The organism is Pseudomonas sp. PP3 (assembly GCF_905336995.1).
GTDB lineage: Bacteria > Pseudomonadota > Gammaproteobacteria > Pseudomonadales > Pseudomonadaceae > Aquipseudomonas > Aquipseudomonas reinekei.
Genome location: NZ_HG995459.1, coordinates 1,473,358 through 1,486,567, shown reverse-complemented (window position 1 = coordinate 1,486,567; position 13,210 = coordinate 1,473,358). Strand labels below are relative to the sequence as shown.

Sequence of the window (13,210 nt, the reverse complement as noted above, 5' to 3'; positions counted from 1 at the left end):
TGCGCGCAGTCAACATCCATCTGTTGCCCGGGACACCTCAATTGCGAACCCTCCTGCACTGGAGGGATTTGTTTTTTCGAGCTGCGCGACGGCAGGCCTCTGCTCGTTGTATCGCAAAGCCCGTGCCACCTCCGTGGAAACACCCGCAAGCCTTTTGATATCAAGGGTTGCCGGTCGTGCCTTGTCATTGCGCAATTGAAGCGTGATGGCGGATTTCCGCCCTTCAAACAAATCAGGTCCTGCAATTTGGCGGATATCCGCCTTGTTCATCGATTGGAACCGCAGCTACCATCCGTCGCTCAATGGACGGATTTGCCCGCTATGCGCGAACGCACCATCGCCAGTCACTTCGCCCGCGCCGTTCTTGGTGGCGCGCAACGTCGTGGCCTGGACTATTCGAGTCTGTTGCAACAATTGGCGATCAGTCCCGAGTTGCTCGACGAGCCGCGCGCGCGCATTGCCCCTGAACAGTTCACCCGACTGATTCAGGGTTTGTGGCTGGCACTGGACGACGAATACCTGGGTTTCGGACGCGGCCCCAGCAAGCCGGGCAGCTTCGCCATGATGTGCCATGCGGTGATCCACTGCCGTAACCTGGAGAAGGCGCTGAGTCGTGGTTTGTTGTTTTATAGCCTGTTCCCCGACGCCCCGCGCCTGACCCTGACGCGCGAAGACGAGATGATCCGCCTGAGCCTCGACGATTCGCAGCTCTGGGACCCGGATCATTTTCTCAGCGAGAGCTTGTTGGTGATCTGGCATCGCTTCGGCAGCTGGCTGATCGGCCAGCGGATTCGCCTGGAGCAGGCCGCATTCAGTTACCCGCGACCGGAACACGGCGCCGAGTACGACTTACTGTTCTCCTGCCCGTTAACGTTTTCCGAGGATCAGAGCAGCCTGCTATTTCACAGCCGCTACCTGAACATGCCGCTGTTGCAGGACGAACGCACCATCAAGCATTTTCTCGAACACTCGCCGGCCGATTTGCTGTCACGCCCGGACGACGGCAACAGTCTGAGCAGTCAATTGCGCCGCTTGCTCAGCCGCGACAGCGCTCGCTGGCCGGACCTCGACGCCGTGGCCGCGCATTTACACATCAGCCCGCAAACGCTGCGTCGGCATCTGCGTGAAGAAGGCACCAGTTTTCAGGAACTAAAGGATCAGTTGCGTCGGGACATCGCGATTTATCACCTGAGCCGCGCGGACCTGTCATTGCAACAGATTGCCGAGCAACTGGGGTTTTCCGAGCCTTCGGCGTTTCACCGGGCGTTCAAGAAGTGGACGGGGTTGACGCCAGGGGCGTATCGCGCGCAAGAAAATTGAGCTTCAGACTCGACTTTTTCGGTGCTCAAACCACCCTCATCGCGGGCAAGCCCGCTCCCACAGTGATCTGTGGCGTTCACAAAACCTGTGGGAGCGGGCTTGCCCGCGATGGGGCCAGCAAGTGCAGTAACGATCTGCCGGTCAAACCACCGGAAAATGAATCCGGAACGCCGCGCCGCCCATGGGTGAATCGCCCAAGGTCAATTTGGCGTTGTAGCTTTCGATGATGTCCTTGACCACCGCCAGGCCGATGCCCTGCCCGGGATGTTGTCGATCCAGTCGCTCGCCGCGTTCGAGAATCCGCGCACGCTGGTCCATCGGCACGCCGGGGCCGTCGTCTTCGACGCACAACTCGATACCGATGAGAGATTCCCGCACGCTGATGCGCACTTCGCCCAGGCACAGGCGATAGGCGTTCTCCAGCAAGTTACCGAGCATTTCCAGCAAGGCCCCCTGCTCGATCGGCACGAAGCATTCTTGCGGCAGATCGAAGGCCACCCGCACACGTTTGTCGCGGTAAACCTTGTCCAGCGTGTCGCACAGGCTTTGCAGCACCGGCCGCAGGCGCACCTGATGCCGTACGAGGCCGCTTTTGCGCAGGCTGGCGCGCTGCAGCTGGTAGCTGATCTGCTGGCTCATGCGTTCGATCTGGGTTTGCAGCACCCACGCCTGATCGCGATCTTCCGGGCGTTGCGCCATGTCTTCACTGACGCCTTGCAACACCGCCAGCGGCGTTTTCAGGCTGTGTGCCAGATCATCCAGGGAATCCCGATAGCGGCTGCGCTGTTCGCGCTCGCTGTGCAGCAAACGGTTGAGCGAGCCGGTCAGACGCAACAGTTCCCGGGGATGCTCTTCGCTGAGGCTTTCGCGGGTGCCGCCTTCAATCTGGTCCAGTTCCTGGCTCAACCTACGCAAGGCTTGCAAACCCCAGGTCAGGCCGAACCACAGTAACGCCAACAGCACCAGCAACGCCGCGCCGAAGCCCAGGTAGAGGTTTTCCCGCAGGCCTTCGAGGGTGACTACGTATTCGCGCACCGGTTGCAGGGCAACAATGCTGAACGCCGCACTCTTGCCTCCCAGCAGTTTGACCTCGACGTCATAGACGAAGAATTCCTCGCCGTTGGCCTCACTGATTCTCGCGAACTCGTTGCCGCGCCCGTCGTAGCGCGGCTTGTAGTTGATGTGTTCTTCCTGAGTGGCCTTCGACCGCCAGACCAGACGTCCTTCGCGGTCGAAGATGTAGCCGAGCAAACGGCTGTCGGTAAGATTGAAGCGCTCGTCGGGCAATTGCGCCGGCATCTGCAAGCTGTTGTTCTCAACCCGGGCGGCAGAAATCAACGTCGTCACATCGGACGCCAGGCGCTGTTCGATGGAGTCCTGCAAGGCGAGACTGAACGCGCCTTGCATTGCCGGCAGCAACGCCAGCATGAACAACACCGCCAGCAGTGTGGCGGCGAGCATCAAGCGAACGCGAAGAGAACGAATCAAGTGCAGCGCTCATTGAACAGGTAGCCGAGGCCGCGCACGGTGTCGATCGGCTTGAAGCCTGCCGGGCCTTCGAGTTTGCGGCGCAGACGGCCGACCAGCACTTCGATCACATTCGGATCGCGCTCGTCGTCATCCGGATAGAGCTGCTCCATCAACCGGTCCTTGGCCACCACTTGCTGATGATGGCGCATCAGGTATTCGAGGATTCGGTATTCGTAGGCTGTCAGCGCCAGCGGTTGCTCGTCGAGGGACGCCTGCTTGCGATTGAGATCAAGCAGCAACGGGCCGGCAACAATGGTCGACTGGGTAAAACCGCTGGAGCGGCGTAGCAAGGCATTGAGCCTGGCGTCGAGTTCTTCGAACTGGAACGGCTTGACCACATAGTCGTCGGCCCCGGCGGCCAGGCCTTCGACCTTGTCCTGCCAGTTGCCCCGGGCGGTGAGGATCAGGATCGGGAACGTCTTGCCCCCCGAACGCAACTGGCGAATCAGATCAAGCCCACCCATGCCCGGCAGGCCGAGGTCGATCACCGCCAGATCAAAATTGAACTGCCCGGTTTGATACAAGGCTTCTTCGGCATTGGCCACCGACTCGACCACGTGGCCGCTCTCCGTCAGGCGGGTTTGCAGGTGATGGCGCAACAGCGCCTCATCTTCGACAACCAGCAGTTTCATAACGCTCTCCCGGGTAAATCAACATCTCCAGAGATACAAACTTGCACCTCGATGGCTAACATGACGATGGCTTGCTGATCCCCATTGGATAAGACAAATCGTAGCGGCCCATGAGATCCTCATGGCGAAGTTTAATGCCGTTGTGCGACACCGACACATTTGCGTACGTTGCGTAATAGCCGGAGTGGACGTTTTGTTGGCCCAGACTCGCGCCCCAGGCAGTGCTGCTACCCGGCACAACATTAACGCTTGAACGGCTCAGCACACCGGACTTTTTGACTTTGCCGCTGGTCTCTCCAAAGGTAAGGCTGCCGACGTTATCGTCGCCCGCGTGGGCGGCGGCACTGGCGCCCAGAACAGTGAACGCCAGAAGTAGATTTTTAAAGCCAGTCATATAGGGAGCTTCCTCATGCGCTGTTCGCTTTTTGGGTAGGTCAAGATTACCCGGCGTGCCCTGAACTCCCCCTGAACGCTCTCTGAACCTGAGCTGAACCAACGCGACCCGACTGTTTCACACGCTTCAACAGGAGATTCGACCATGCGCATGTTGCTCGCTGTTATGTTGTTGGCCTTGAGCGGCCTCAGCCAAGCCGCCATCAAGACCCAGGAAATCCCGTACCAAAGTGCCGACGGCACGAAATTGATCGGTTACTACGCCTACGACGATGCAATCAAAGGTCCGCGTCCGGGTATCGTGGTGGTGCATGAGTGGTGGGGACTCAACGATTACACCAAGCGCCGCGCCCGTGACCTCGCCGGGCTTGGCTACAGTGCGCTGGCCATCGACATGTATGGCGACGGCAAGAACACCGAGCATCCCAAGGACGCCATGGCGTTCATGCAAGCGGCGTTGAAGGACAGCGCGGCGTCCAGCGCACGCTTCCAGGCCGGGCTCGACTTGCTGAAGAAACAGGCGCAAACCGATCCGGACAAAATCGCCGCCATCGGTTACTGCTTCGGCGGCGCTGTGGTGCTCAACGCCGCGCGCCAGGGTGTGCCATTGGCCGGCGTGGTGAGTTTCCATGGCGCGCTGGCGACCAACACCCCCGCTACACCGGGCAGTGTCAAAGCGAAAATCCTCGTCGAACATGGCGCCCAGGACAGCATGATCACCCCGGATAACGTCGCCGCTTTCAAAGCCGAAATGGACAAGGCCGGCGCCGACTACACCTTCGTCAGCCTTGAGGGTGCCAAGCATGGCTTCAGCAATCCGGATGCCGATCGTTTGAGCCATGGCGATCACGGCGGGCCGGACATTGGTTACAACAAGGCTGCGGATGAGAAGTCGTGGGCGGACATGCAGGCCTTCTTCAAGAAGATTTTTAGCTGACACACTAAACCCTGTGGCGAGGGAGCTTGCTCCCCCGCCACAAAAGCCCTTTTGCACTACCCAGCCGCAGCCCAACCCGGCAAAATGCCCAACATGAATTCCGTTCCCGCCCTGCCCGTCTGTTGCACGCCCCTCGATGCCCATTGGCCGCTGCCGGTTGTGCTGCCCGATACGGTGTTGCTGAGTACCCACTTCGATCCCACGCAACTGCTTGGCGATGACTTCCAGCGCAGCGCCATCGAGGCGCCAGCGAGTATCCAGCGCTCCGTCGCCAAGCGGCAGGCAGAGTTTCTCGCCGGGCGAATCTGCGCCCGCGCCGCCCTGCAGCAACTCGAAGGTTTGAGCTTCAGCCCGGCCATCGGCGAAGACCGGGCGCCCGTCTGGCCGGCGCACATCACCGGTTCGATCACCCACAGCACCGGTCGGGCAGCGGCCATCGTCGCGAAAAAAAGCCATTGGCGCGGCTTGGGCATGGACCTGGAAAACCTGCTCAACACCGAACGCGCCGAACGCCTGGCCGGGGAAATCCTCACCGCGCCCGAGTTGCAGCGCATGGCCGCCGGCCGGCGCGATCAATTGGCGTTGCGGGTGACCCTGACCTTTTCGGTGAAGGAAAGCCTGTTCAAGGCGCTCTACCCGATCGTTCAGAAGCGCTTTTATTTTGAACACGCCGAAGTGCTGGAGTGGACCGACGCCGGTGCCGTGCGATTGCGGTTGCTGACGGATTTGTCCAGCGAGTGGCGCAACGGTACGGAGCTGGATGCGCAGTTCGGAGTACAGGATGGACAGTTGTTGAGTCTGGTCAGTATCAGGGCCTGAGGACGCATCGCCAGCAAGCCGGCTCCTGCCATTCCCCACACCTCTCAACGCCGCTCCTGATTCCTCGGCCAACTCAAACTGAAACAAGCCCCACCCAGGCTTTTGCTCTTGCCAATCAACGCCCGTCCGTCATGCCAATGGATAATCCGTCGCACAATCGACAAGCCCAGGCCATGCCCGCCCGATGCCCGGGTGCGGCTGTCGTCGAGGCGCAGGAACGGGGTGAAAATTTTCTCCCAGGCGATTTCCGGGACGCCCGGCCCGTCATCTTCGACATCTACCCGGCAACGCTGCTGCCCCACCTGATAACTGATGGTCACCCGTGATTGCGCATGGCGCATGGCGTTGCTCACCAGGTTTTGGATCGCCCGGTGCAGGTAACGCGGTTCGGCCTCGACCCAGGCGTCGTCGTTATCGGCCGCCGACAGGCACAACCCGCGTTGCACCGTGACATCGGCGCGCAACGGCGCCAGCTCCTCGATCACCTGATTGACCAAAGCATCCAGATCGATGCGCTGAAAATTCAGCGCCGGCGACCCCTGCTCCAGTCGCGCATACGTCAGCATTTCATCCACCAGGCGATCAAGGTCCTCGATGTCGTGGTCCATGCCTTCGCAGTACTTTTCCAAGGCTTGCGGCGTCGTGGCCGAGCCGATCATCTCCAGGCCAAACCGCAGGCGCGCCACTGGTGTACGCAGTTCATGGGACACCGCGCGCACCAGTTCACGCTGGATCGCCAGCAGTTGTTGCAAGTGCTCGGCCATGCCATTAAAAGCCGAAGCCAGTCGCCCGACCGAGTCCGCGCCGCGCGCCGGTACGCGGGTTTCCAGGCTGCCCTTGGCAATGCGCGTGGCCGCTGCTTCCAGACCGCGCAAGCGCCGCTCAAGTTGACGCACCAGCAGGTAGACGATCAAACCGATCAGGGTCAGGCCGAGTGCCGCAATCAGCACCAGCCACTCCGGCGGATAAGGATTCATCTGATACAGCGGGCCGATTTCCAGCACCCACGGTGTGCCGACCATACCGGCAAACACCCGGATCGAATCGCCGCCCTTGCCCAGCGCCATCACCGTGTCACCTTCGGACACGCGACGGCTCTGGTCTTCGTCCATGTCAGCGTCTTCGACCGTCACCAGACGCAAGTCAAAACCAAACCCTTTGTCCTGTTTCAACTGCGCCAGCCGCACCGGTTGCTCGCCCACCGGGTAGCGCACCAGTTCGTCGGCCAACAGGTAAATCGTCGCCCGGGCCAGTTGCTCGCTGATCTGCTGCACTTCCCCGGTAAGGATCAGTTGTTCCTTGTCGCTGACCAGGCGGTAAACCTTCGCCGCATGCGGTCCGGTTTGCTCCACCAGCGCCTCGCCGTGCAGAACGCGGGTGCGTTGACGCAAGTCGAGGTCGGTTTCGCTGAAGGTTTTCAGCGCCAGCGGAATCCCCAGCAAGCGCTCCCACACCAGCAATGCCCGGTGGCGCTCGGTCTGGTTCATCGGTTGCAGGTTGTCGGCCATCAACGAAAACGTGCCGTGGGCCAGACGTTCGCGGTACTGCTCGCTGCGCACCTGGTTGAGCATTTGCAACGCCAGCACGCCGAGCACCGCCACCAGAATCAGCGCGGCGCACATGCCGCCATAAATACGCAGGAAGATCGAATTCACAGGGTTTGGTCTACGCAGGCCTCGGGAACGAACAAATAGCCCTTGCTGCGCACGGTCTTGATCAGCCGTGGATGCTCCGGGTCGTCGCCGATCTTCGGACGGATGCGCGAGATGCGCACGTCGATGGAGCGGTCCTGGCCGTCGTAGCCGATGCCGCGCAGCGCGGTAAAGATTTCTTCCCGGGACAGAATCCGCCCGGCGTTGGCCACCAGCAGCCAGAGCAAGTCAAACTCGGCGCTGGTCAGTTCGATGCCAATGTCGTTCAGCCAGGCTTCGCGCAAGGCGTTATCCACCACCAGCGGGCCGAACTGCAGACGCCGTTGTTTTTCCGGGACCGGCTCAGGGGCTTCACTGCGTCGCAGCAACGCCTGGATCCGCGCCAGCAGCAAGCGCGGACGCACCGGTTTGCATACGTAATCGTCGGCGCCCAGGTCGAGGCCGAGGATCTGGTCGGTGTCGTCGCTGCGCGCGGTGAGCATCAGGATCGGGCCGTCATAACGGTCACGGACCTTGCGGCAAATGCTCAGGCCGTCTTCACCGGGGAGCATCAGGTCGAGGATCACCAGGTCCGGCTGTTCCTTGATGATGCGCGCCGCCGCCAGGGCGCCATTGCCCTCGATCGACACTCGCAGGCCATTGGCTTCCAGGTAATCGCGGGTCAGCTCGGCCAGACGCTGGTCGTCCTCCACAATCAATACCTGCCAGGCTTCTTGCTCCACGGGTGACCTCTGCTTGCCAATGACGCTAATAAGGAAGGATCCGCCCGTCTTTTTGTAATGATTCGGGGGATAAATTGCGTACACGCCAACCGATTGTATAGAACGTCGCCCGCACAGAACACAAGCCGGTAAATGCGTTCGGACGTGGCGGTTTTTTGTGATAGGGTTCGCGCCCTTAAAAATCCGCCCGGCCGTTTTCGATCATTGAAAATTGCTGAAAAAAGGTCCGGTCCAGCAGCATCGCGGCCTACACGCCGGTTCGCTCTTTCACACACAATTTACGCACAGGTTTATCCACAGGTAGTACGTTGCAATCGCCCCCCAAAACGCATTATCTTGTACCCCAGCGCCAAAAAAACCCTAGATGTAGGGTTTAGCGTAAAAAACCAAACACAAACCGGACACCAATTTCAAGCGCTTTTCTTGCCTCTGTCCGGTTGATTCAAACGTATTTTCGAAAGACCAAACCGCGCGCGCGGATGGCTACTGTATTTCAACCCAAAGTGGTGAAAACGGTACGGGTGTTGCAGTCCTGAACTGTCACCTCAAAGGACCCCGGTCTTGCGCCCAAGGCGCAAGACCAAAGACTTCGGCATGGAAGCGGCGCCCAATAGCCCCCTTCCTGATCTGTCCCGAAGTTGGTATGCCCGGCCCTTGCCGGTTGTAGTGCTTCAGGACGGAACGGTGGGCACTGTGATGGTGCCCAAACAAACATAGAGAATGTGGAGACAACCCCCCATGCAAACCGACACAACTCGCGAGAACCCGCAGGGCACCTTGCCGCAGGCTACCGATTCGAACCAGGATCTGTCCGCCACCGCGCCTGGCCAACTGCGCGTGATCAAGCGTAACGGCACTGTCGTTCCTTATACCGATGACAAGATCACCGTCGCCATCACCAAAGCGTTTCTCGCAGTTGAAGGCGGTACCGCTGCCGCTTCGTCGCGAATCCACGATACCGTGGCGCGCCTGACCGAACAGGTCACCGCCACCTTCAAGCGTCGCATGCCATCGGGCGGCACCATCCACATCGAAGAAATCCAGGACCAGGTCGAACTGGCCCTGATGCGTGCCGGCGAGCAGAAAGTCGCTCGTGACTACGTGATCTACCGTGACGGTCGTTCCAAAGAACGCGCGGCCCATGCGCCGGCCGAAGAAGCCGTCAACGCTCACCCGTCGATCCGCATCACCCGCGCCGACGGCACTTTTGCACCGCTGGACATGGGTCGTCTGAACACCATCGTCACTGAAGCGTGCGAAGGCCTGGAAGAAGTCGACGGCGACCTGATCCAGCGCGAAACCCTGAAAAACCTCTACGACGGCGTGGCCCTGACCGACGTCAACACCGCCCTGGTGATGACCGCCCGTACCCTGGTCGAGCGTGAGCCGAACTACTCGTTCGTGACCGCCCGCCTGCTGATGGACACCCTGCGTGCCGAAGGCCTGGGCTTCCTCGGTGTGGCCGAAAGCGCTACCCACCACGAGATGGTCGACCTGTACGCCAAGGCCCTGCCGGCCTACATCGCCAAGGGTATCGAATTCGAATTGCTGAACCCGGTCCTGGCCTCCTTCGACCTGGAAAAACTCGGCAAGGCGATCAACCACGAGCGTGACCAGCAGTTCACTTACCTGGGCCTGCAAACCCTGTACGACCGTTACTTCATCCACAAGGATGGCGTGCGTTTCGAACTGCCGCAGATCTTCTTCATGCGCGTGGCCATGGGCCTGGCGATCGAAGAGAAGCACAAAGAAGACCGTGCGATCGAGTTCTACAACCTGCTGTCGTCCTTCGACTACATGTCGTCGACTCCGACCCTGTTCAACGCCGGTACCCTGCGTCCACAGCTGTCGAGCTGCTACCTGACCACCGTGCCGGATGACCTGTCGGGCATCTACCACGCGATCCACGACAACGCCATGCTGTCGAAATTCGCCGGTGGCCTGGGCAACGACTGGACGCCGGTTCGTGCGCTGGGTTCGTACATCAAGGGCACCAACGGCAAATCCCAGGGCGTTGTACCGTTCCTCAAAGTGGTGAACGACACCGCCGTCGCCGTTAACCAGGGTGGCAAGCGCAAAGGCGCTGTCTGTGCCTACCTGGAAACCTGGCACATGGACATCGAAGAGTTCATCGAGCTGCGCAAGAACACCGGTGATGATCGCCGTCGTACCCACGACATGAACACCGCCAACTGGATCCCTGACCTGTTCATGAAGCGCGTCTTCGATGACGGCAAGTGGACCCTGTTCTCGCCATCCGAAGTACCGGACCTGCACGACCTGACCGGCAAGGCGTTCGAAGAGCGTTACGAGTACTACGAAGCCCTGACCGAGTACCCGGGCAAGGTCAAGCTGTTCAAGACCATCCAGGCCAAAGACCTGTGGCGCAAAATGCTGTCCATGCTGTTTGAAACCGGCCACCCATGGCTGACCTTCAAAGACCCGTGCAACCTGCGTAGCCCGCAGCAGCACGTTGGCGTGGTCCACAGCTCGAACCTGTGCACCGAGATCACCTTGAACACCAACAAGGACGAGATCGCCGTTTGCAACCTGGGCTCGATCAACCTGCCGAACCACATCGTCAACGGCAAGCTGGACACCGCCAAGCTGGAACGCACCGTAAACACTGCCGTGCGCATGCTCGACAACGTGATCGACATCAACTACTACTCGGTGCCGCAAGCGAAGAACTCCAACTTCAAGCACCGTCCGGTCGGCCTGGGCATCATGGGCTTCCAGGATGCGCTGTACCTGCAGCACATTCCTTACGGTTCCGATGCTGCCGTGCAGTTCGCCGACACCTCCATGGAAGCGGTCAGCTACTTCGCGATCCAGGCGTCCTGCGACCTGGCTGACGAGCGTGGCGCCTACGAGACGTTCCAGGGTTCGCTGTGGTCCAAAGGCATCCTGCCGCTGGATTCGCAACAGATCCTGATCGAAGCCCGTGGCCAGAAGTACATCGACGTTGACCTGAAGGAAACCCTGGACTGGGCACCAGTGCGCGCCCGTGTGCAGAAAGGTATCCGTAACTCCAACATCATGGCCATCGCACCGACCGCGACCATCGCCAACATCACCGGCGTCTCGCAGTCGATCGAACCGACCTACCAGAACCTGTATGTGAAATCGAACCTGTCGGGCGAATTCACCGTGATCAACCCGTACCTGGTTCGCGACCTGAAGGCTCGCGGTCTGTGGGACTCGGTCATGATCAACGACCTGAAGTACTACGACGGTTCGGTGCAGCAGATCGAGCGCATCCCGCAAGAACTCAAAGAGCTCTACGCGACTGCCTTCGAAGTGGACACCAAGTGGATCGTTGACGCGGCCAGCCGTCGTCAGAAGTGGATCGACCAGGCTCAATCGCTGAACCTGTACATCGCCGGCGCTTCGGGCAAGAAGCTGGACGTGACCTACCGCATGGCCTGGTACCGTGGTCTGAAAACCACTTACTACCTCCGTGCCCTGGCCGCGACCAGCACCGAGAAGTCGACCATCAACACCGGCAAGCTGAACGCTGTATCCAGCGGCGGCAACCACGGTGACGACTCGGTCCTGGCAGCCCCTGCCGGTCCAGCTCCAGTGCCGAAGGCTTGCGCCATCGACGAGCCGGATTGCGAAGCTTGCCAATAAGCTGAGCCGTTAAGCGCCGCAAAGCGCTTACTCGACAACCCCCGATGAGCCTCTGGCTGATCGGGGGTTTTCTTTTTGTAGGAGCCGGCTTGCTGGCGATGAACGATGACGCGGTCTGTCTGGAAAACCGCGGCGCCTGGATCGCCAGAAAGCCGGCTCCGACAAGGTTCGCGAGAATGTGATGTTGTCAGCCACAAAAAAGCCCCTCTTCCGAGGGGCTTTTTATGAAGCGCAACCCAACATCAAGTCATCTGAATGATGGTCTGCATGATGGTGCTCTGGGTGGAGATGGTCTTGGCGTTCGCCTGGTAGTTGCTCTGCGCCTTGATCAAGTCGACCAGTTCGTTGGTGACGTTGACGTTCGACTCTTCAAGGGAGTTGGAGTGGATCTCACCGAGGGAACCGGTTTGCGGTGCGTCGTAGCCCGGCTGACCCGAGGCGTAGGTTTCCTTCCAGCTGGTGCCGCCCACTGGCTGCAGGCCTTGTTCGTTGGTGAAGCTGGCCAGCGCCAGTTGACCGATCGGCTTGGTCTGGTAGTTGCTGAAGTTGGCCAGCATCACACCACTGCCATCGATCGTCAGGTTGGTGATCTGACCAGTGGCGTAGCCGTTTTGCGCAGGAATGGAACGGGCGCTGTCGGCGTTGAATTGCGTGGTGTTGCTCATGGCGACAGTCACACCCGCCGGGTCGGCGGCTGCGCCATTGGGTGCCCAAACGCCATTGGTCACTTTGCCCGGAATCCAGCCAGTGATTTGCAGATCAGGGCTGACGACTGGAGGAGTGCCCGGCGTGGTGACCGAAACCAGCTTGCCGCTTGTGTCAAAAGCCATGGTCGAAGGGACCGGACGCGAAGCTGCGTTCATCGGATCGCTGCCGTCCGGGTTGCGACCATCGATCAACGTATAGACATCCCAGGTATTGGCCGCCGTCTTGACCATGTATTGGTCCATCTGGTGCGTGTTGCCCTGGGTATCGAAAATCTGGGTGGTGAACTGCTTGTTGAAAGCGACTCCCGGCTTGCTCGGGTCGAACGGGTTGGTCACCTGGTTGATCACATCGGACTTGGAGTCCAGGTTGATCGTCGACGAAACGTTGGTGGTGGTTTTCGGCGCCAGGTTGGACGTGTCGATGCGCAGGTCCGTCAGCACGCCATTGATGATCTTGCCATTGGCGTCCACGCCATAACCTTGCAGACGCGCGGTACCATCGGTGTTGGTGACGTAGCCTTCCTTGTCGACCTTGAAGGTACCGGCACGGGTGTAGGACAACGATCCATTGTCGTTGAGCACGAAGAAACCCGAGCCGTTGATGCCCATGTCCAGCACGTTGCCGGTGTTGTTGATGTCGCCCTGGGTGAACTGCTGGGAAACGTTGGCCAGACGCACGCCACTGCCGGTGGTCTTGCTGCCTGTGCCCAGCCGGGTCGCCGAGTACACATCTTCGAATTCCGCACGGGACGACTTGAAGCCGACGGTCGCGACGTTGGCGATGTTGTTGCCGGTCACGTCCAGTTGCTTGTTGGCGGCATAGAGACCGCTAAGGCCGATGTTGAAAGACATGTTCCACTCCTTT

At 60.0% G+C, this 13,210-nt stretch carries 11 protein-coding genes; 4 read left to right on the top strand and 7 right to left on the bottom strand.

Annotated elements, in window-relative coordinates:
- Positions 1–9: 9 nt before the first annotated feature.
- Positions 10–270 (bottom strand): hypothetical protein, encoded by a 261-nt coding sequence (locus KHO07_RS06885; protein ID WP_212626768.1) that lies wholly within the window; start codon positions 268–270, stop codon positions 10–12.
- Between the two features lie 51 nt (positions 271–321).
- On the opposite strand from KHO07_RS06885, the gene KHO07_RS06880 reads away from it, so the two are divergent.
- Positions 322–1,320, top strand: a complete 999-nt coding sequence (locus tag KHO07_RS06880) for an AraC family transcriptional regulator (RefSeq protein ID WP_212626767.1) — start codon at positions 322–324, stop codon at positions 1,318–1,320.
- A gap of 141 nt (positions 1,321–1,461) precedes the next feature.
- On the opposite strand, the gene KHO07_RS06875 is transcribed toward KHO07_RS06880, so the two are convergent.
- From KHO07_RS06875 to KHO07_RS06865, 3 genes are read right to left on the bottom strand one after another with little or no spacing between them, the layout of a single operon-like run.
- Positions 1,462–2,808, bottom strand: a complete 1,347-nt coding sequence (locus KHO07_RS06875; protein ID WP_212626766.1) for an ATP-binding protein — start codon at positions 2,806–2,808, stop codon at positions 1,462–1,464.
- Positions 2,805–3,482 (bottom strand): response regulator, encoded by a 678-nt coding sequence (locus KHO07_RS06870; protein WP_150704900.1) that lies wholly within the window; start codon positions 3,480–3,482, stop codon positions 2,805–2,807. Before KHO07_RS06870 ends, KHO07_RS06875 begins: the two co-directional genes overlap by 4 nt.
- 55 nt (positions 3,483–3,537) lie before the next feature.
- Entirely contained in the window at positions 3,538–3,876 is a 339-nt protein-coding gene (locus tag KHO07_RS06865; RefSeq protein ID WP_150735005.1) for a hypothetical protein, read from the bottom strand.
- 144 nt (positions 3,877–4,020) lie between these two features.
- Between KHO07_RS06865 and KHO07_RS06860 the strand changes: the two genes are divergently transcribed.
- Both KHO07_RS06860 and KHO07_RS06855 read left to right on the top strand, forming a co-directional pair.
- Positions 4,021–4,812 (top strand): dienelactone hydrolase family protein, encoded by a 792-nt coding sequence (locus KHO07_RS06860; RefSeq protein ID WP_212626765.1) that lies wholly within the window; start codon positions 4,021–4,023, stop codon positions 4,810–4,812.
- A gap of 93 nt (positions 4,813–4,905) precedes the next feature.
- The gene (locus KHO07_RS06855) at positions 4,906–5,631 is read left to right on the top strand and encodes a 4'-phosphopantetheinyl transferase superfamily protein (RefSeq protein WP_212626764.1); all 726 of its coding nucleotides are present in this window, start codon (positions 4,906–4,908) and stop codon (positions 5,629–5,631) included.
- A gap of 44 nt (positions 5,632–5,675) precedes the next feature.
- Here KHO07_RS06855 and KHO07_RS06850 read toward each other — a convergent pair whose 3' ends face one another.
- Together KHO07_RS06850 and KHO07_RS06845 are read right to left on the bottom strand one after the other, a co-directional pair.
- Complete coding sequence (locus tag KHO07_RS06850; RefSeq protein ID WP_150735008.1) at positions 5,676–7,286, bottom strand: ATP-binding protein; 1,611 nt, start codon at positions 7,284–7,286, stop codon at positions 5,676–5,678.
- A complete protein-coding gene (locus KHO07_RS06845) occupies positions 7,283–8,005 on the bottom strand; it encodes a response regulator (RefSeq protein ID WP_150735009.1) in 723 nt (240 codons plus the stop codon). The genes KHO07_RS06850 and KHO07_RS06845 overlap by 4 nt, the downstream gene beginning before the upstream one ends.
- A gap of 738 nt (positions 8,006–8,743) precedes the next feature.
- Here KHO07_RS06845 and KHO07_RS06840 point away from each other — a divergent pair.
- Positions 8,744–11,638 carry a ribonucleoside-diphosphate reductase subunit alpha gene (locus KHO07_RS06840; RefSeq protein WP_150735010.1) on the top strand — a complete coding sequence of 965 codons (2,895 nt, stop codon included), beginning with the start codon at positions 8,744–8,746 and terminating at the stop codon, positions 11,636–11,638.
- Positions 11,639–11,880: 242 nt separating this feature from the next.
- Here KHO07_RS06840 and flgE read toward each other — a convergent pair whose 3' ends face one another.
- Positions 11,881–13,197, bottom strand: coding sequence for a flagellar hook protein FlgE (gene flgE / locus KHO07_RS06835; RefSeq protein ID WP_150735011.1), 1,317 nt, complete (start codon positions 13,195–13,197; stop codon positions 11,881–11,883).
- Positions 13,198–13,210 lie beyond the last annotated feature (13 nt).